This is a genomic window from Arachidicoccus sp. BS20 (assembly GCF_001659705.1).
In the GTDB taxonomy this organism is placed as follows: domain Bacteria; phylum Bacteroidota; class Bacteroidia; order Chitinophagales; family Chitinophagaceae; genus Arachidicoccus.
This window is the reverse complement of record NZ_CP015971.1, coordinates 101,153-119,380: the sequence shown is the minus strand read 5'-3', so window position 1 is coordinate 119,380 and position 18,228 is coordinate 101,153. Positions and strand designations below refer to the sequence as shown.

Annotated in this window: 14 protein-coding genes; 5 read left to right on the top strand and 9 right to left on the bottom strand. The window is 39.6% G+C overall.

Annotation, left to right across the window (positions count from 1 at the left end; genetic code table 11):
* Positions 1-55: 55 nt before the first annotated feature.
* Complete coding sequence (locus A9P82_RS00550; RefSeq protein ID WP_066202895.1) at positions 56-3,355, top strand: efflux RND transporter permease subunit; 3,300 nt, start codon at positions 56-58, stop codon at positions 3,353-3,355.
* Between the two features lie 224 nt (positions 3,356-3,579).
* Here the strand turns inward: A9P82_RS00550 and A9P82_RS00545 are convergent, their stop codons facing one another.
* Both A9P82_RS00545 and topA read right to left on the bottom strand, forming a co-directional pair.
* The gene (locus A9P82_RS00545; protein WP_156522569.1) at positions 3,580-4,116 is read right to left on the bottom strand and encodes a hypothetical protein; all 537 of its coding nucleotides are present in this window, start codon (positions 4,114-4,116) and stop codon (positions 3,580-3,582) included.
* 11 nt (positions 4,117-4,127) lie between these two features.
* The gene (gene topA, locus A9P82_RS00540; RefSeq protein WP_066202888.1) at positions 4,128-6,695 is read right to left on the bottom strand and encodes a type I DNA topoisomerase; all 2,568 of its coding nucleotides are present in this window, start codon (positions 6,693-6,695) and stop codon (positions 4,128-4,130) included.
* Between the two features lie 277 nt (positions 6,696-6,972).
* Between topA and A9P82_RS00535 the strand changes: the two genes are divergently transcribed.
* On the top strand, positions 6,973-8,541 hold the full coding sequence (locus A9P82_RS00535; RefSeq protein ID WP_197492198.1) for a S10 family peptidase: 1,569 nt from the start codon (positions 6,973-6,975) through the stop codon (positions 8,539-8,541).
* On the opposite strand, the gene radC is transcribed toward A9P82_RS00535, so the two are convergent.
* Positions 8,542-9,264 carry a RadC family protein gene (radC, locus tag A9P82_RS00530; RefSeq protein WP_231891180.1) on the bottom strand — a complete coding sequence of 241 codons (723 nt, stop codon included), beginning with the start codon at positions 9,262-9,264 and terminating at the stop codon, positions 8,542-8,544.
* A 115-nt stretch (positions 9,265-9,379) separates the two neighbouring features.
* On the opposite strand from radC, the gene A9P82_RS00525 reads away from it, so the two are divergent.
* Both A9P82_RS00525 and A9P82_RS00520 read left to right on the top strand, forming a co-directional pair.
* On the top strand, positions 9,380-10,348 hold the full coding sequence (locus A9P82_RS00525; protein ID WP_456263919.1) for a ribose-phosphate pyrophosphokinase: 969 nt from the start codon (positions 9,380-9,382) through the stop codon (positions 10,346-10,348).
* Between the two features lie 33 nt (positions 10,349-10,381).
* Positions 10,382-10,963, top strand: a complete 582-nt coding sequence (locus A9P82_RS00520) for a 50S ribosomal protein L25 (RefSeq protein WP_066202885.1) — start codon at positions 10,382-10,384, stop codon at positions 10,961-10,963.
* Between the two features lie 108 nt (positions 10,964-11,071).
* Here the strand turns inward: A9P82_RS00520 and A9P82_RS00515 are convergent, their stop codons facing one another.
* Together A9P82_RS00515 and A9P82_RS00510 are read right to left on the bottom strand one after the other, a co-directional pair.
* Positions 11,072-12,802, bottom strand: a complete 1,731-nt coding sequence (locus tag A9P82_RS00515) for a S41 family peptidase (RefSeq protein ID WP_066202883.1) — start codon at positions 12,800-12,802, stop codon at positions 11,072-11,074.
* A 42-nt stretch (positions 12,803-12,844) separates the two neighbouring features.
* Positions 12,845-13,063: a PspC domain-containing protein gene (locus A9P82_RS00510; RefSeq protein WP_066202880.1), complete on the bottom strand. Its 219-nt coding sequence runs from the start codon at positions 13,061-13,063 to the stop codon at positions 12,845-12,847.
* A 192-nt stretch (positions 13,064-13,255) separates the two neighbouring features.
* Between A9P82_RS00510 and A9P82_RS00505 the strand changes: the two genes are divergently transcribed.
* On the top strand, positions 13,256-15,523 hold the full coding sequence (locus A9P82_RS00505; protein ID WP_066202876.1) for an aconitate hydratase: 2,268 nt from the start codon (positions 13,256-13,258) through the stop codon (positions 15,521-15,523).
* 513 nt (positions 15,524-16,036) lie between these two features.
* Here the strand turns inward: A9P82_RS00505 and A9P82_RS00500 are convergent.
* From A9P82_RS00500 to A9P82_RS15690, 4 genes are all read right to left on the bottom strand, one after another.
* A complete protein-coding gene (locus A9P82_RS00500; protein WP_066202873.1) occupies positions 16,037-16,495 on the bottom strand; it encodes a hypothetical protein in 459 nt (152 codons plus the stop codon).
* Between the two features lie 28 nt (positions 16,496-16,523).
* The gene (locus A9P82_RS00495; RefSeq protein WP_066202870.1) at positions 16,524-16,961 is read right to left on the bottom strand and encodes a hypothetical protein; all 438 of its coding nucleotides are present in this window, start codon (positions 16,959-16,961) and stop codon (positions 16,524-16,526) included.
* Positions 16,962-16,976: 15 nt separating this feature from the next.
* The gene (locus A9P82_RS00490; protein ID WP_066202867.1) at positions 16,977-17,351 is read right to left on the bottom strand and encodes a hypothetical protein; all 375 of its coding nucleotides are present in this window, start codon (positions 17,349-17,351) and stop codon (positions 16,977-16,979) included.
* Between the two features lie 68 nt (positions 17,352-17,419).
* Positions 17,420-18,190 carry a LuxR C-terminal-related transcriptional regulator gene (locus A9P82_RS15690; protein ID WP_082915146.1) on the bottom strand — a complete coding sequence of 257 codons (771 nt, stop codon included), beginning with the start codon at positions 18,188-18,190 and terminating at the stop codon, positions 17,420-17,422.
* Positions 18,191-18,228: the final 38 nt, after the last annotated feature.

The following is an 18,228-nucleotide window of genomic DNA, read 5'->3' as shown; positions in this document are numbered from 1 at the left end:
ACTTTGCGAACTCTGTGAGAAACCACAAATAATTTTTACTTTTTAATTTATAGTAATGAAAAAATTAACCGAATTAGCCATCAAAAGACCGTTGTTGATTCTCGTGATTTTCACGGTGTTGATATTGTTCGGCATTATGTCGTACAGAAGTTTGAATTATAACCTACTGCCAAAATTCAATGCCAATATTATCAGCATCAACACCACATATCGCGGCGCGTCTGCCGATGAAATCGAGAACAATGTAACCAAGAAAATTGAAGACGGCGTTTCATCTTTAGAAGGTATTGACCAGATAACATCATCCAGCATGGAAGGCGCTTCAATTATCACGATTCGTTTGTTGAACGGTGTTGATGTGGACAAAGCCATCAGCGATGCGCAGCGCAAGGTAGATGCGATTACTTCCCAATTACCAACCGATGTTGATAAGCCTGTCATCAATAAATTTTCATCGGATGATATTCCAATTCTGATGATGAGCGTTACTTCTACATCCGATTCGCGTTCGTTGTATGACATCATTGACCAACAGATAAAACCACAGATAGCCAACGTTCCAGGCGTTGGACAGGTAACAATTATCGGCGGAACGGAAAGACAAATTTTGGTAAATGTCAATCAAGATAAACTGAAATCTTATGGCATGAGCATTGGTCAGTTGGCGCAAATTATCAATGCTTCAAGCCTTTCCACGCCTGCCGGACAAGTCAAAGCCGACGCAAGCGAATACACTATTAAGTTTGATGCAAAGTTTCAGGATGTAGATGCTGTGCGCAAAATGGTGGTGCTGCAAACTTCCGGCGGCGGTAAAGTTTACCTGAGCGATGTCGCCGATGTTGTGGACGGCGCTGAAGAACCTACTCAACTCAATCACATGAACGGCAAACCTTCCATCGGTATTCAGGTGCAAAAACAAACCGATGCCAACGCGGTAAATGTGAGCAAACTTGTGCAGCAAAGATTGAAGGATTTGGAAACGCAGTACAAAGACATTCATTTGCACTTTGATATTGCAACCGACCAATCGACTTACACCCTGCAATCGGCAAATGCCGTAATGGACGATTTGATGATTGCGGTTGTTATCGTTTCGGTGGTCATGTTATTTTTCTTACACAGCGTCCGCAGTTCGTTATTTGTATTGGTTGCGCTGCCATCATCCATGATTCCGACCTTTATTTTCATGTATCTTTTCGGCATGTCGCTAAACCTGATGACACTCATGGCGTTGTCGTTGGTTGTGGGAATTTTGGTGGACGATTCCATTGTGATTCTGGAAAATATTATGCGCCATATGGAAATGGGAAAGAACCGCAAAACCGCGACAATAGACGGTCGCAGCGAAATTGGGTTTACCGCAATGGCAATTACATTGGTAGATGTCGTGGTGTTTTTACCAATGGCTTTAACAAGCGGATTAATCGGTTCTATCCTGCGCGAATTTGCCTTAGTGGTTGTATGTTCTACATTAATGAGCCTGTTTGTATGTTTTACTTTAACGCCATTGCTCGCATCGCGTTTCGGAAGATTGGTTCATCTGTCTAAAAAAAGTTTGTGGGGAAGATTAAATCTTTGGTTTGAAAAAGTGTTGGACGGATTTCGCGACAGCTACACAAGCGCATTACGCTGGTTCTTGAAAAATAAATGGACGAAGCTTTCTTTGCTCGGCATCATCGTTGTGTTGTTTGCAATTACGTTTGCCATTTTCGGAAGTGGATTAATCGGCGCGACCTTCGTGAGTAAAGGCGACCAGGGACAATTGGTAATCAAGCTTGAAATGGCACCGCAAACATCTTTGTATGAAACCAATATGATTACCGAAAAAGCGGAACAAATTGTATTGCGGCAAAAAGATGTAGTGGATGTTTTTTCTAATATCGGCTATTCCAGCACTGGGCTTGGGACTACGAGCAACAGCAATCTTGCAGAAATAAATGTAAAATTGACAGATAAATCGAAACGCAATTATTCGTCCGATGATTTTGGTTCAAGAATGGTGGATAGTATTTCAAAAATTCCGGGCGTGAAAGCTTCGGTTTCGCAGGTCGATATTACGGGAAACGCAGCGCAGCCCGATATTCAGATTGCCGTAAAAGGACCGACACATGAAGTTGTTCGCACCGTTGCAGATACTTTAAAACAAATGGTTGCAGCCGTTCACGGGACAAATTATGTTGAGTTCTCTACCAAAAATCCGAAGCCCGAATACGATGTTACTCTGGACAGGGAAAAGATGGCAATCTTTGGCGTGAATCCTTCGGATGTGGGCAACGCTATTTCTGTTGCTTTTCGCGGAAATGACAATGCGAAATATAAATACAATGGCAACGAATACGACATTATGGTGGAATTTTCCCGCTTCGACAGAAGCAGCATCGATGATTTAAAAAGACTGACTTTTACAGGCGCAAACGGACAATCATTTCAACTCTCGCAATTCGCCGAAGTGAAAGAAATAATTGGCGAATCGGTGTTGGAAAGAACTAATCGTTTGCCTTCGATTACGATTAATGCAACAGTCATCGGCGTTTCCAACGGAACAGTCGGCGACAGCATTCGCGCGAAGTTTGCGAAGTATAAATTTCCTGCGGGTGTAACCGCCGATTTTATCGGCAATCAAAAAGATATGCAGGATTCTATGACGAGCTTGTTAATGGCATTAGGCATTGGTATTTTGCTCGTGTATTTCATTATGGTGGCATTGTACGAAAGCGCTATTTATCCTTTCGTGGTGTTGTTTGCGTTGCCTTTGGCAATGATTGGTGCATTCCTCGCATTGGCATTAACACAGCAGGAATTATCCATTTTCGCAATGATTGGTTTAATTATGTTGATGGGATTGGTGGCAAAAAACGGTATTCTCTTAGTCGATTTTACCAATCACTTAAAAGCACAAGGACGACCTTTGAAAGAAGCATTAATCGAAGCAGGACGCGAGCGTTTCCGCCCGATTATGATGACGACCATTGCAATGATTACCGGTATGTTGCCGATGGCTTTGGCGACGGGTTCGGGCTCCGAAGTAAAATCGGGAATGGCTTGGGTTATCATCGGCGGATTGACGAGTTCGTTGTTATTGACTTTGGTTGTAGTGCCTACGGTTTATTATGTGGTAGATATCTGTTTGGAAAGAAAATTAGTGAAACCGTTCTTAGTATCATTGGTAACGGCGGCTATTGCAGCATTCGCGGCATCAATGTATATACCCAAACTTACCGCTATCATTTTCTTTGCAACCTGGATTGGATTTTATTTCTTATTGAAAAATGAATTTAAAGCCAACAGGAGCGTTCGCTTTAAACGAGCAAAAGCTTTGTATTTAAAGCGATTGGCTGAGGAACGGGAAAATTAGTTGATTGGATGATTGACTGTGTTTAATGAAAGAAAGCGTTGCATAATTTTTTGCAACGCTTTTTTCAAGCCCGAATTTATTTTCAATTAAGAAATGTTCTATCTATTTGAACAGAAATATGTTGAAGTCTGATGCACAATCGGGAAGTATTAAAACAAAAAATCAATGAGCAATATTGTTTATTGCCCTCAACCGAAAAACCGGCATTTTACTTTTCTTTATATTTATAATCCGAAGCGCCAACCGAGTTTAAACGCAACCCAGCCATTTGTTCCTGATGGGTCGGCTGATTTTTTCCCGATTAATTCGTAATCTATTTGTCCTTCCAGAGGACCCAATTTTACGCCGGCGCCGAAAGAACCCGTAAAGCGGTTACCGCTGGTAATATTATTTTTTACACTTGCGGAACCGACATCGGCATGAAGGAATAAGATGTTTAACGGCAAAAAATTCTGACGAATACCGAAACGAACAGGCGTATAAGATAAATGCCCCGGACCATTTTTCACATCTGCAAAATAAGAATAACCGATAGTACCCGTAACGTAAGTTTTATGAATAATTCTTATACCGCCACCGGCTTCCGCCCCCAAACCAAATTTGTAATCGTTCATCAAACCACCATTGCCGGGTTGTGCGTAGCCTACATGCCCGAAGACAAAAAATAATTTTTGCGCCTTTACGTTGCTCGACAATATCGTCAGAGCAGTTATTAGGAATAACATAACTACTGCGCGTACATACAAGTGAGTTCTTTGCATAACTATATAATTTATTTTTTAACGACTTTTTTCGTTGGCGATTTTTTCGCTGCTTTTTTAACCGGCTTTGTTTTCTTCTCAAACGCACCGGGCACCTGGCTTTCAATGATTTTCTTTACCTCTTCCAAAGAAATGGTTTTCAAATCTTCATCCGTAAATTTCTCGCCGTCGGCGCGTTTGCCTAACTTCAGCATCAGTTTCCCGAAACGAATAAACGGACCCCAGCGACCGTTTTCAATTGATATTTTTTCGCTTTCCCATTGCTGAATATAACGGTTGGCCTCTTTCTCGATTTTTTGAGAAACCAACTCGTCAATATCTTTTTGAGAAAGGTTGTCGAAATCGTACCGTTTAGGAACATTTACAAACAAATCTTCCCACTTGATATACGGACCAAAACGCCCTTTACCTTTGGTTACAGGTTTGCTTTCGTAGTAGCCAATCGGCGCATCGGCTGCTTCTTTTTCTTTAATCAATTCAAGGGCTTTGTCCATATCCACCGAGAATGGGTCGGTGCTGCGCGGAATGGAAATAAATGTTTCGCCCCATTTTACATAAGGACCGTAACGACCAACGCCTACGCTTACTTCTGCGTCTTTATAATCGCCAAGCGTGAATGGCAATTTGAACAAATCCAATGCTTCCTCCAGCGTAATAGTTTCGATGCTTTGGTTTTTGTTGAGCGATGCAAAACGCGGCTTTACTTCATCATCGGCTTCGCCTATCTGCACCATAGCGCCGTAGCGTCCCATGCGTGCATATACTTTTTTGCCGCTTTCAGGGTCGGTGCCGAGTTCGCGTTCGCCTTTGGCGCGTTCTGCAGTTTCCAATGTATTTTCAATGGTTTGATGGAACGGACCATAGAACGTATGAATCATATTATTCCAAACCAATTTGCCTTCGGCAATTTCGTCAAATTCTTCTTCCACGCGTGCAGTGAAATTATAATCCATCACATTCTTAAAATGCTGCGTGAGAAAATCCGTAACTACCATGCCCAAATCCGTAGGAATTAATTTGCCTTTATCCGCGCCTGTGATTTCAGTTTTCTTTTTTTGGCGAATGCTATTTTTATTATCCAGATGAAGAATGTGAATGTCGCGCGGCGTACCTTGCTTGTCGCTTTTTTCTACATAATTTCTTTTCATAATGGTAGAAATCGTAGGCGCATAAGTTGATGGGCGACCGATGCCGAGTTCTTCCAATTTCTTTACCAGCGATGCTTCTGTATAGCGTGGTGCAGGGCGAGTGAATTTTTCTGTTGCCGTCATTTCAATAAAATCCAATGACTGATTTACCTGCAACGGCGGCAATACGCCTTCATTGTTTTCGTCTTCATCTTCATCGTCTTTTCCTTCGAGATACACTTTGAGAAATCCGTCAAACTTCATTACTTCGCCGCTTGCTGTCAATTGTTCTTTATTGGTGGAAATATCAATTTTCGCAATTGTTTTTTCAAATTCCGCGTCGCTCATTTGCGAAGCAATGGTGCGCTTCCAAATCAAATCGTACAAGCGTTTTTCGTCGTAGCCTTCAATGCTGTGGTTTTGAATATATGTCGGGCGAATGGCTTCGTGCGCTTCTTGTGCGCTTTCGTTTTTGTTTTTGAATTTGCGCGGCTGATAATATTTTTCGCCATATGAATTTTTTATTTCAGATTGAATTTCGCCCAAAGCCATTGCACTCAAATTCACGGAATCGGTACGCATATAAGTAATGAAACCATTTTCGTACAAACGTTGCGCCAGCATCATGGTTTTGCTCACGCCGAAACCAAGCTTGCGGCTTGCTTCCTGCTGCAATGTCGAAGTCGTGAAAGGTGCGGACGGCGTGCGTTTCGCGGGCTTTACCTGAATATCATTTACTTTATATGTTGCGTTTTTACAACTTTCCAAAAATGCTTCTGCGGATGTTGCATCGGCAAATTTGTTGCCGCTTTCCGCTTTAAAATTTACTTTCTTTTTATTGATGTCATCCGCCTGAAAAATAGCTTCAACTTTGAACGAACTTTCGGTTGTGAACGCATTGATTTCTCTTTCGCGTTCCACAATCAACCGCACGGCAACACTTTGCACGCGACCTGCGCTAAGGCTGCGTTGCATACCAACTTTTCGCCACAAAACGGGACTTAATTCAAAGCCAACCAATCTGTCCAATACACGACGGGCTTGCTGCGCATCTACCAAATTCATATCAATCGTGCGCGGATTCTGCACAGCGCGTTCAATCGCAGGCTTGGTAATTTCGTGAAAAACGATTCTTTTAGTTGTCTTCGGGTCAAGCCCCAAAACCTGCGCCAAATGCCAGCTGATGCTTTCTCCTTCACGGTCTTCATCCGATGCGAGCCACACTTCGCCTGCTTTTTTTGCCTGCTGTTTTAATTGATTTACAACTTTAATTTTATCGTCGGGAACAATATAATGCGGCGTAAATTTATGTTCAATGTCAATACCGTTATCGCCTTTGTCCAAATCGCGGATATGCCCGTAGCTGCTCACAACTTCGAAGTCTTTGCCCAAAATTTTTTCAATGGTTTTTGCTTTCGCAGGCGACTCAACTATCAATAAATTTTTTGCCATAACTGATAAAATATATTCGTTTCGTTATTTCAGAATTTTGCAATAATAACACAAAAGTAGAAAGTAGAAAATGAAAAATTATTCGGAACACTTCGGGAACAAAGAGAAAATGCTTCACAAATCTGACCTTGACGAATAAAATATCCGATTAACCGAAAAGGTTTTCAAAAATATAAATGAATATTTAAAATATCTTAACTTCAATGCCTCAATCAAAGGCGATTTTTTATAAATCGATTCCGTAAATATTTTAATCATTATCCAAAAACTCATGCAAATGAAATTTACAAAACACATTGCTTCGGGTGCGCTGATGTCGCTTCTATCATTTTCTGCATTTTCACAAAGACCATTCAGGAGAGATTCAAGCATGGCGCCGCGACCCGAAAGAAAAGGAGACAGCTCAACTATAGATTACAAAAAACCGCAGAAATCGGTAACGGAAGGTTCGGTAACGGTGGAAGGAAAACACATTGATTACCAGGCTGTCGCGGGAACATTAATTTTAAAAAACGGAGAAGACGTTCCCACTATGAGCGTATTTTACACGGCGTATTTTAAAAAAGGCGGAGACCCGTCGAAACGCCCGGTTACATTTATCTACAACGGAGGTCCCGGCAGCGCCACACTCTGGCTGCATATGGGCGCGTGGGGTCCGCAAAGAGTTTACCTTAATGAAGCCGGCAGGACCAAAGCACCGTACCGAACGGTCAATAACGATTACAGCCTGCTGGATGCAAGCGATTTGGTATTCATAGATGCGCCGGGTACAGGTTTCAGCAAACTCATTACAAAAGAAATGGGCGGCGCGGGAACTCCCGACCAATTTTACGGCATTGACCAGGACGGACGTGCATTTACAGCTTTTATTAAACAATTTGTAAGCGTATTTGACAGATGGAACTCGCCCAAATATTTGTTCGGCGAAAGCTATGGAACTTTCCGTTCCGCTGTTGTGGCAAATGATTTGGAAAACGAAGGCATCAGTCTGAATGGCGTTATTCTTTTGTCGCAATTGTTTTCATACAGCTTTATGACGGAAACAACCGGACAAAATCCCGGAGACGGACTTCCATTTGAATTGGTATTACCTTCATTTGCAGCAACGGCTTGGTATCACAACAAGCTGCCGAATAAACCTGCGCAATTAGAACCGTTCCTGAAAGAAGTTGAGCATTTTGCGATGAATGATTACGCGCTTGCATTAAACCAAGGCGCAGCGCTCGATGCAAATTCTTTCAACCAAATTGCTGAAAAGTTGCATGAATATACAGGCTTACCTGTTGATTATATCAAGAAAGCTAATCTTAGAGTAAACGGTCCACAGTTTGAACAAACATTGCTTGGCGACAGCAGTAAAATCACGGGAAGACTGGATTCTCGTTTTTCCGGTTATGCTATTGACCCATTAAGCGAAGGCGCCGAATACGACCCGATGGATTCGTATATCGATGGCGCTTTTACTGCGACTTTTAATAGTTACGCCCGTACCACTTTGAAGTTCGGCAAAGGACAGGAGTTTCACAATTATGGCAATACCGGTCGCTGGGATTTCCACCGCAGAGGATTTGTTGGTTTTCCGAATGTGATGAACGATTTGGCAAATGCAATGATTCAAGACCCAAGCTTAAAAGTAATGCTGAATTCCGGCTACTTTGATTTGGGAACACCATATTATGAAGGCGAATATGAAATGAAGCATTTGCCCATGCCTGCTTCATTGCAAAAGAATATTGAATACGCACGGTATAATTCGGGACACATGGTTTACCTGCATCTTGAGTCGTTGAAAAAATTGCACGACAATGTTGCGAAGTTTATCAATTCGACTTATTCGGCAAATTAATTAAAACAATCCTTCGTCTTTAAAACTTAAAAATCCCGTGTCCGAAACAATGATGTGGTCAAGCAATTTGATGTCCAAAGTTTCGGATGCGGATTTTATTTTTTGAGTAATATCAACATCTGCCCGGCTTGGTTTTAAATTTCCGCTCGGATGATTGTGGCAAATAATAATATTGGTCGCATTGTGCTGTAATGCTTTTTTCAAAATAATCCGCACATCAATCAAAGTTCCTGTAATGCCACCTTCGCTGATAATTTCAAACTGAACTATCTTATTGCTATTGTTGAGAAATACGACAGCAAAAACTTCTTTCTGCAAGTATTGCAATTTAGCTTTTAAAAACGCTGCGATTTCATTGCTTTGCGTAATGCTTGTTTTCAATTTTGCTTCTGCATCCCGGCGATTACTAAGTTCCAATGCGGCAACAAGCGTTACCGCTTTTGCTTCGCCAATGCCTTTTATTTTCAATTGCAAAATTTCTTTGACAGATAGTTTTGAAAGTTGATGAATACTGTTGTTCGCTTTGTTCAATAATGATTTTCCCAAATCCAACGCCGATGCATATCTCGTTCCGTTGTTGATGAGAATCGCAAGCAACTCCGCGTTACTCAATGACGATGCGCCTTTGAGTAAGAGTTTTTCGCGTGGTCGGTCATCTTCCGCCCAGTTTTTAATAGAGAGTTTTTCCATGTTGATTTGTTTCAAATTGTTTGTAAAAAACATAAAGAGTACTATTTGCCGCTATTGCGAACTCAACAATCAAATTTATATAAAAATTATTTCCGCTCTATTTCTTTCAAATTTTTATCTTCGCGCCTAATCTCCACATTATCTATTTATGATGAATCCTTCCGTAAAGATTTTCTCCGGCACAGGTTCGCAGGAGCTGGCGCAAAAAATAGCCAAGCGTTTCGGTGCGCCACTCGGGAAAATCAATATTCAAAAATTCAGTGATGGCGAATTTCAGCCTGTGTTTCTTGAAAGTATTCGCGGCGATTATGTTTTTTTGGTACAAAGCACATTCGCTCCAACCGACAATTTGATGGAACTCTTGCTGATGATTGACGCGGCAAAACGTGCCAGCGCTTACAAAATTGTCGCCGTAATTCCCTATTTCGGCTTCGCACGGCAAGATAGAAAAGATAAGCCGCGCGTGGCAATCGGCGCGAAATTAGTGGCAAAATTAATCGAAGCTGCCGGTGCAGACAGAGTGGTTACAATGGATTTACATGCTGCGCAGATCCAGGGATTCTTCGACATTCCGGTGGACCATTTGGACAGCTCCGCAATTTTTATTCCTTATATTGAGAAATTAAAGCTAAAAAATCTTACCTTTGCCGCCCCTGACGTTGGAAGTACCAACCGTGTAAGGGAAATTGCCAACTATTTCAATGCAGAAATGGTCATTTGCGATAAGCATCGCAAGCGTGCCAACGAAATCGCAAGCATGGTAGTTATCGGCGATGTGGAAGGAAAAGATATTGTGCTGATTGATGATATTTGCGATACTGCGGGCACACTTACCAAAGCCGCAGGATTGCTGAAAGAAAAAGGTGCAAAGAGTGTTCGGGCGTTGTGTACGCATCCGATATTAAGCGGTAAGGCTTACGAAACAATCGAAAATAGCGTGCTGGAAGAGATGGTGGTGTGCGATACTATTCCGATGGAGAAATCTTCCGACAAAATTAAAGTATTGTCAGTCGCTGATTTGTTCGCTATCGCAATAAGAAATGCTTATGAAAACAAGAGCATTACAAGTTTGTTTATCCATTCTCAATTAAGGGAACGCGAAAGAGCAAACAAATAAAAATGTTTTTTATTTAAAATTCAAACATAAAAAATGAAAACAATTACAATCGAAGGACAACTGAGGACCGAAAGCGGAAAGAAAGCCACCCGCCAAATTCGCTCTCAGGGAAATGTGCCTGGTGTAATTTATGGCGGCGAAAAAGAGATCAACTTTTACGCTTCTGCTAAAGCGTTTAAACCTTTAGTATACACCGGAGAGTTTCAAAAAGCTGAAGTAAAAATTGATGGTAAAACCTATCCTGCAATTCTGAAAGATTTACAGTTCGACAGAGTTACAGACACACTTACGCATATAGATTTACTGGAACTTGTAGAAGGTAAAAAAGTAATCGCTACAATTCCTGTAAAACTTACCGGTAATTCGGCAGGTGTAAAAGCAGGTGGTAAACTTATCACTAAATTAAAATCGTTGAAAGTAAAAGCTTTGCCTAAAGATCTGAAAGAGTTTATCGAAGTAGATATTACCAATCTTGAACTGAATGGCAATATCCGTGTAGAAGATGTACAGGAACCTGCATTGGAAATCATGAACTCCAAGCGTATTCCCATCGCATCTATCGTAATGACTCGTCAGTTGCGCCAGGAAGAAGCAGCAGCAGATAAAAAGAAATAGTTTCTTTTTAGAAATTAGCATTAAAAAATCGGGGTCGTTTCATATAATTGAAACGACCCCGATTTTTTAATGCTGTTGTAAGATTTAAAATACTAAAACAATTTTCATTTATTTTAGTATTCTTTTCGGTTTACCAATCATATTTGAAATGCGATAAACATTTCCCACGGATTTGGTTTTTAATATCATTGAAGGTAATGATCTTTGATTTGCGAATAATGACTTTCCATTTGTTTGATAAGTGTCCACACCAGAGATTAGGTAAATCATATCAGATAAACAGTATTCTTTTGGGTCTCCAAAATCGTGTAGTATATCATCAAACTCTTTCAAAGGTCTTCCACTGTATGTTGTAGCAGGTAACCCTTGATAATAGCCTCCAACTCCATTTGCATTCTTCGTTTCAAAATTTGGAATCCACATACTAAATTTCCCTGCACGTATTTCAAAAAAGCCAACAGGTTTCCCATAAGTGAAAGAAGATGTATCTGAAAAATCTGCACTCAACTGGGTAACTGTTGAATAAGGCTTTAAACTATTAATAACTAATTCACTGGCAGATGCAGTTCCGCTACTTACAATAAAATATACTTTCTGCAAATTTACACCACCAGCTTTTTGTATTTGGAAGGTTTGCTCAGATGGAGAAAAATTCAGTTGAGATAAATTACCTTTAGATAAATCGCTATAATCTTGTGGTATATTTTTCAACAGTGTTGCTTTCCCATCTACCATAGTTTTATTATAATATTCGGTGTACATCGTATTGTTGTTCGCAGATGTTGGTGCAAGATAGTTGACCAAGGTTTCAGCTGTGTTCACATAACCACCACCATTATATCTTAAATCAACCACAATATCAGTTACACCTTGACTTGCATAACTCTGAAATGCAGAATCCAATACAGGTTGAGCATTTGAATAATCACTAAAAGTAAAAAACGCGAGATATGCTATTTTATGACTACCGTAATTCAATACTTTACTTTTGAATATTGGATTAAAAGTATATGAGACAGCATTCAAAGAATAATTCGACACTTTTCTATCAACAGAATTATATACCGACAAATCCAATGAGTTAGAATAATATATAGCATTACCAACGGAGTTTATATTGCCATCATTTGGAGCCAAACTTGTCCCAAAATTATATTTTCCTCCTTCCACAGCCGATATTATATCTCCTCTTTTAATCCCTGCTTTTTGAGCCGGCGAACCACTAATGACATAACGGACAACGCACATATACGACTTGAAACTTTCCACAATTGAGTCATTAATAATATTAACACTATCATCAGAAAAATCTGCAGGGACAAAACTTACTATCAAACCTAAACTGCTGTCTTTTCCATCCAGTGTTGTTTCTTCCCTTTGATTACCAAATTGAACATATGGTATAAAACCCGCATTTCCCGCAAAACTATTGTCAGAATAATATATCTGTGAAAATTTCGGCTCAGAATTATCCGGCTCATTTGCAGCGGTTTGTTCATCATATTTTATCTTTTGTTCGTATATATTGCCATTTGCATCCTTAGGGAATCTTGTAAATGCATATACCTCATTTGCCAAACCTAAAGAGTCATTAGCATTTTCATATTGTCTTGGATTAAAAGTTTTATAGCTTGGTAATTGCGTATTCCAATAATATGTTTGGAGAGCATAAAGATATATAGAGTCATAAAGTTTATCCTGCGCTGTTCCATCTGGAGTCGTTATATCAATATCTCCGTCTCCACCGCCTTTATCATTCACTACTTTTTTACAAGACACCACAATCGACATTGTCATTACTATAAGAGACAATGCCATAAGGTTTGTTTTCTTTATCATTGAAATTTGTTTGAAATAAAATAAAAGATTTTCAGGAAGAAATCAATAATTCAGCGGGTTTCTTTTTGCAAAAAACACATATTTCTTAATGTTCATCCAAAATGCCAGAATCATATAAATAATCAACGGAGAACCTACCGTGAGAAACGAAATATAAATAAACCACAAACGGATGCGCGAGCTTGCAATACCCAGCCGCTCTCCTATTGCGTTGCACACGCCAAATACCCGCCATTCGATAAAACTTTTCAACTTTTCCATATCTGAAAAATTTACACGTAAAGATATAAGATTTTGTTTCAGTATGCTAAAAACTTAGTTCAATTTTTTTTGTCCGTCCTCATTTAAACATCAGTTTTCTTTATTATAAAATAACAAAATTCACTGACTAATAATCATCAGTTTTAAGTAAATTTGCAAACCTTATATTTCACTATTTTAAAATTTTGTGTTATGCCTTTTGATATTGAGATGATTAAAAAAGTGTACGCGCAATTACCGGACAAAATTGCCAAAGCGCGTGCAGTTGTAAACAAACCATTGACGCTTGCCGAAAAAACTTTATACGCACACCTTCACTCCGACCAACCTTTAGCCGCGTTCAAGCGCGCGACTGATTATGTAAATTTTTCGCCCGACCGCGTTGCCATGCAAGATGCTACGGCGCAAATGGCTTTGCTGCAATTTATGCAGGCAGGTCGCCCAAAAGTTGCAGTTCCTTCTACAGTTCATTGCGACCATTTGATTGTGGCAAAAGACGGCGCAGCCATAGATTTAGACCGTGCAGAACACGAAAGTAAAGAAGTATACGATTTTCTTAGTTCGGTATCTAATAAATACGGCATCGGTTTCTGGAAACCCGGCGCGGGCATTATCCACCAGGTGGTTTTGGAAAATTATGCGTTTCCCGGTGGCATGATGATTGGTACGGATTCGCACACCGTAAATGCAGGCGGACTTGGAATGATAGCGATTGGCGTTGGCGGCGCAGATGCTTGCGATGTAATGGCGGGCTTGCCTTGGGAATTGAAATTTCCTAAATTAATCGGCGTGCATTTAACAGGAAAATTAAACGGTTGGGCTGCGCCAAAAGATATTATCTTAAAAGTTGCAGGCATACTTACCGTGAAAGGCGGAACAGGCGCCATTGTTGAATATTTTGGCGAAGGCGCACGCAACATCAGCTGTACGGGCAAAGGCACGATTTGTAACATGGGTGCGGAAATTGGCGCAACCACTTCCACCTTTGGCTACGATGAGTCGATGGAAAGATATTTACGCGCAACCGGTCGTGCAGAAATTGCAGACATGGCAAATGAACTGAAAGAACATTTGACCGGCGATGCCGAAGTGTATGCAAATCCTGAACAATATTTTGACGAAGTCATTGAAATAAATTTGTCTGAATTAGAACCGCATTTGAACGGACCTTTTACGCCGGATTTGGCTACGCCGATTTCCAAGATGAAAGAAGTTGCCGATAAAAACGGTTGGCCCGAAAAAGTAGAAGTTGGTTTGATTGGTTCTTGTACCAACTCTTCTTACGAAGACTTGTCGCGCGCGGTTTCTTTGGCAAAGCAAGTTTCCGAAAAGAAGCTGAAATCCAAAGCAGAATTCTTAATCAATCCGGGTTCGGAACAAATTCGTTTCACCGTAAACCGCGACGGTTTCCTTGAAGTGTTTGATGAAATAGGCGCGAAGATTTTGACCAATGCCTGCGGACCTTGCATCGGAATGTGGGACAGAATGGGTGCTGAAAAGAAAGAGAAAAATACCATCGTTCATTCTTTCAACAGAAACTTTGCAAAGCGCGCAGATGGCAATCCGAATACATTCGCATTTGTGGCTTCGCCCGAAATCGTTACGGCACTTGCTATTGCGGGCGATTTAACTTTCAATCCAATTACAGATTATTTGACAAATGAAAATGGCGAACAAGTAAAACTAGACCCGCCAAGCGGCGATGAATTACCCAAAAATGGTTTCGCTGTTGATGACCCGGGCTATCAGGCGCCGGCAGAAGACGGAAGTAAAGTTGAAGTAAACGTTGCGCCGGACAGCAATCGGTTACAATTGTTGCAACCGTTCGCACCTTGGGAAGGAACAGATTTGAAAGGCTTGCGTTTGCTGATTAAAGCGAAAGGAAAATGTACGACCGACCATATTTCTATGGCGGGACCTTGGTTGAAATTTCGTGGGCATTTGGACAATATTTCCAACAATATGCTCATCGGTGCAGTCAATTATTTTAATGATAAAACCGATTTTGTAAAGAATGAACTGACTGGCGAATACGGACCTGTTCCTGCAACGCAACGCGCCTACAAAGCAGCGGGCATCGGAACGGTTGTTGTAGGCGATGAAAACTATGGCGAAGGTTCGAGCCGCGAACACGCTGCGATGGAGCCGCGTCATTTGGGCGTTCGCGCGGTATTGGTAAAAAGTTTTGCGCGCATTCACGAAACAAATCTGAAGAAACAAGGAATGCTCGCTTTGACGTTCATCGACAAGGCAGATTACGATAAAGTTCAGGAAGATGATGTGATTGATATTCTTGGTTTGACAGAGTTTGCGCCGGATAAAAACCTGACTATTGTGCTGCATCATAAAGATGGTAGCACAGAACAATGCGAGGTTGCGCACACTTACAATGCACAACAAATTGAATGGTTCAAACACGGCGGTGCGCTGAATATCATTCGCAAAAGTTTTTCAAGCTAAAATTAAATATTCTCTTACCTATAAAAGCAGTTGATTTTTCTCAACTGCTTTTTTTATTAATCCTGTTTAAACTTATTTTTTAACCACATAGAATCATAGTGATTACATAGGATTGAATAAAAAATAAACATGCGTCGTTAAGAAGAACATAGTTTTTCATCTTCGATGAAAAATCTTTGTGGTTCTGTATCCTGCTTCTCCTCTATACTTCACAATTCTATGTTCCTATGTGGTTTTATTTTAAAAATTTTAAATAAGTTCATTTTATTATTCTGTCCGTTTTACTTTTCATTTAGTCCCCTATAAGAATATTAATACCAATATTTTTGCGTTATTACTCTAATGCAGAAATTTTGGTTAAGATTCGTATTGTAATGCTTTACCAATATTGCCGGTAACCAATACGATGTTGTTTTCATATAACAACATCATCAATACTAATTTGAGCTTTTACAAGCAAAGTTGTTAGTGTGAAAAATGAGTATAAAAAAAGATTGTCTCAAAATTCCACTTTTAATTACCAAAAAGATTATCATCAATCAATTTTGCACCTTTTAAAGTAGCTATGTGTTTCAATGCTTTTATAAGTTTTTGAACATCCATTTCGCTTGTATTTTTTTTAACATAAAAAGTAAGACAAGTGTGTGCTGATTGTATCGGTTCTCCTGTGCTGAAATGCTCTGAAAACCCTTGTCCAGAAGGAACTCTTATTGCGTATTCTCCTTTGTCAGTTTTGTAATAAGTTACATCGGTTACATACTTCCAGCCTTTCTGTTCTTGAACTGAACAGTTATTATCGCAAGTGTAATATATTCCATCATCTAAAACTCTGATATACCAATTGTCCGGAGAAAGAGATTGGTACTTCGATTCTACCCATATCACAGTCTCCCCGAAAGTCGGTTTATTTTCCTGTGCCTTCACAGCAAGCATGCTTGCCACGAAAGCAAGAATTAATAATAGATTTTTCATCGTAACTTAATTATTAAATTTGTATATTTTAAAAAGTTTCTTTTTTCTGTGCAAAACTGGCTAAATGTTTAAACGCCTTTTCAAGCCTTGTGCAAATATCTGCTTCACCAGCATAAATTTTCACATAACTATAATATGAATTCCCATTACTACAATATGCGCGATGAACAGATTTTGAATTAAAAAAAATATAATTACTTCCATCGTTACCTATTTCCACAGATTTTATATCAGAGATGGGAAAATTTACTTTTTCATCACAATAAGTATCTGTGTATTTGTAAATGACCTCGGTTTCATCAATTTTCAAAATTTGAAAGTTTTTTAAACCGTCTGCTACTGGAATATATTTTTCCAATTTCTCTTTAATCCAGGTAATTGTTTCCTCTTTTGTCGGCTTTGTTTCTTGTGCTTTTACAGCAAACGTGCTTGCAGCGAAAGCAAAAATTAAAAATAGATTTTTCATATTTCAATACGTTTGTTATTCTTTAAGTTTCCAAGAGAAATAAGAAGTTTTTACGGTGTAACCGTCTCGCTTTAAGCGGGCTATGTAGTTCAATCTCTTTTCTTCTAATTCTGATTTGTTTTTGCTGTCCGGCATTTCCACAAAGTAGTAGTCGTTCCAATCTCCCACTCCGTCAATCTCTAAGCTTCTAAGAAACTTTCCTTTGATTTCGTTATAATAATTGGCAGTTATTCTGTAATCGGGAATATCGAACGAGTACACCGAAGTTACGTAGGCAACGTGGTTTTTCCCTTTCCATACGCTGTACTGGTAATACGTGGTGGTTTGTGCCTGTGCTTTTGCGACAAGCGAACTTGCAACGATACAAAAGGTTAAAACAAAATATTTCACTTGGATTAATTTTTCTACAAAGTGAAAAAATTAATCGACACCAAACAACTACCCAAAAGGTTGGTTTTTTATATCCAACCTTCGCTTACGCCTCGTGCAATCAGTTCTGTTGCATTGATACAGCTCGATTTTTGTAAAATATTATGGCGATGAAATTTTACGGTGTCGGTAGAAATGAAAAGTTTTTCAGAAATTTCTTTAGTAGAAAGTCCTTTTGCTATCAAACGAATGATCTCTGTTTCCCGTTTTGAAAAGTTTTTGCCTTTAATGTGTTTTGGAGTTTCTTCTACGTCTACATTCAAAAAACTGGATTCTCCGGCAAGTCCTATAAGCGAACACTTATAATTATTTTTAGAGGTAAGATGGCTGATGTCGGTATGAATGTTTAACGATTTAACGAAGTTGTTGTTTTCGTCCAATGTCAAAATCAACGATTGATGATTGTATAAGCGATATGAACCGTCTGCCACTTTAAAACGAAAGTTATAAGAGGCTTTATATTTAAGTGACTTTTCTACACCCAAAACATCGTAAATAAAGCTCAAAGATTTTTTTTCAGCCAGAGATACAAATTCCATATCATCAGGATGAATAAGTTCTAAAACATCATTGATATGGCAGATTTTTTCTGTGGAAATACCGTGGGCTTCCTCGAAACCCGCACTCAGATTAGAAATGCTCATATCAAAAAAGTCAATTACATAATAGTAAAACTTTCCGATGCTAAATACAGAGCTGAGAATCTCATCAAAGTTTACATTGGGCTGTCCGGTTCTGTTACGGATTGATAATTGCAGGCTGTTCCACACACTGTGCATTTTATCAATTTTAGCATTCATAGTTTCGAGTGTTATTTAAAATTACAACTAAGTTTGCT

Coding starts and splice junctions, on each gene's coding strand:
- A9P82_RS00550 (WP_066202895.1), top strand. CDS start 56: ATGAAAAAATTAACCGAATTAGCCATCAAAAGACCGTTGTTGATTCTC.
- A9P82_RS00545 (WP_156522569.1), bottom strand. CDS start 4,116: ATGCAAAGAACTCACTTGTATGTACGCGCAGTAGTTATGTTATTCCTA.
- topA (WP_066202888.1), bottom strand. CDS start 6,695: ATGGCAAAAAATTTATTGATAGTTGAGTCGCCTGCGAAAGCAAAAACC.
- A9P82_RS00535 (WP_197492198.1), top strand. CDS start 6,973: ATGAAATTTACAAAACACATTGCTTCGGGTGCGCTGATGTCGCTTCTA.
- radC (WP_231891180.1), bottom strand. CDS start 9,264: ATGTTTTTTACAAACAATTTGAAACAAATCAACATGGAAAAACTCTCT.
- A9P82_RS00525 (WP_456263919.1), top strand. CDS start 9,380: ATGATGAATCCTTCCGTAAAGATTTTCTCCGGCACAGGTTCGCAGGAG.
- A9P82_RS00520 (WP_066202885.1), top strand. CDS start 10,382: ATGAAAACAATTACAATCGAAGGACAACTGAGGACCGAAAGCGGAAAG.
- A9P82_RS00515 (WP_066202883.1), bottom strand. CDS start 12,802: ATGATAAAGAAAACAAACCTTATGGCATTGTCTCTTATAGTAATGACA.
- A9P82_RS00510 (WP_066202880.1), bottom strand. CDS start 13,063: ATGGAAAAGTTGAAAAGTTTTATCGAATGGCGGGTATTTGGCGTGTGC.
- A9P82_RS00505 (WP_066202876.1), top strand. CDS start 13,256: ATGCCTTTTGATATTGAGATGATTAAAAAAGTGTACGCGCAATTACCG.
- A9P82_RS00500 (WP_066202873.1), bottom strand. CDS start 16,495: ATGAAAAATCTATTATTAATTCTTGCTTTCGTGGCAAGCATGCTTGCT.
- A9P82_RS00495 (WP_066202870.1), bottom strand. CDS start 16,961: ATGAAAAATCTATTTTTAATTTTTGCTTTCGCTGCAAGCACGTTTGCT.
- A9P82_RS15690 (WP_082915146.1), bottom strand. CDS start 18,190: ATGAATGCTAAAATTGATAAAATGCACAGTGTGTGGAACAGCCTGCAA.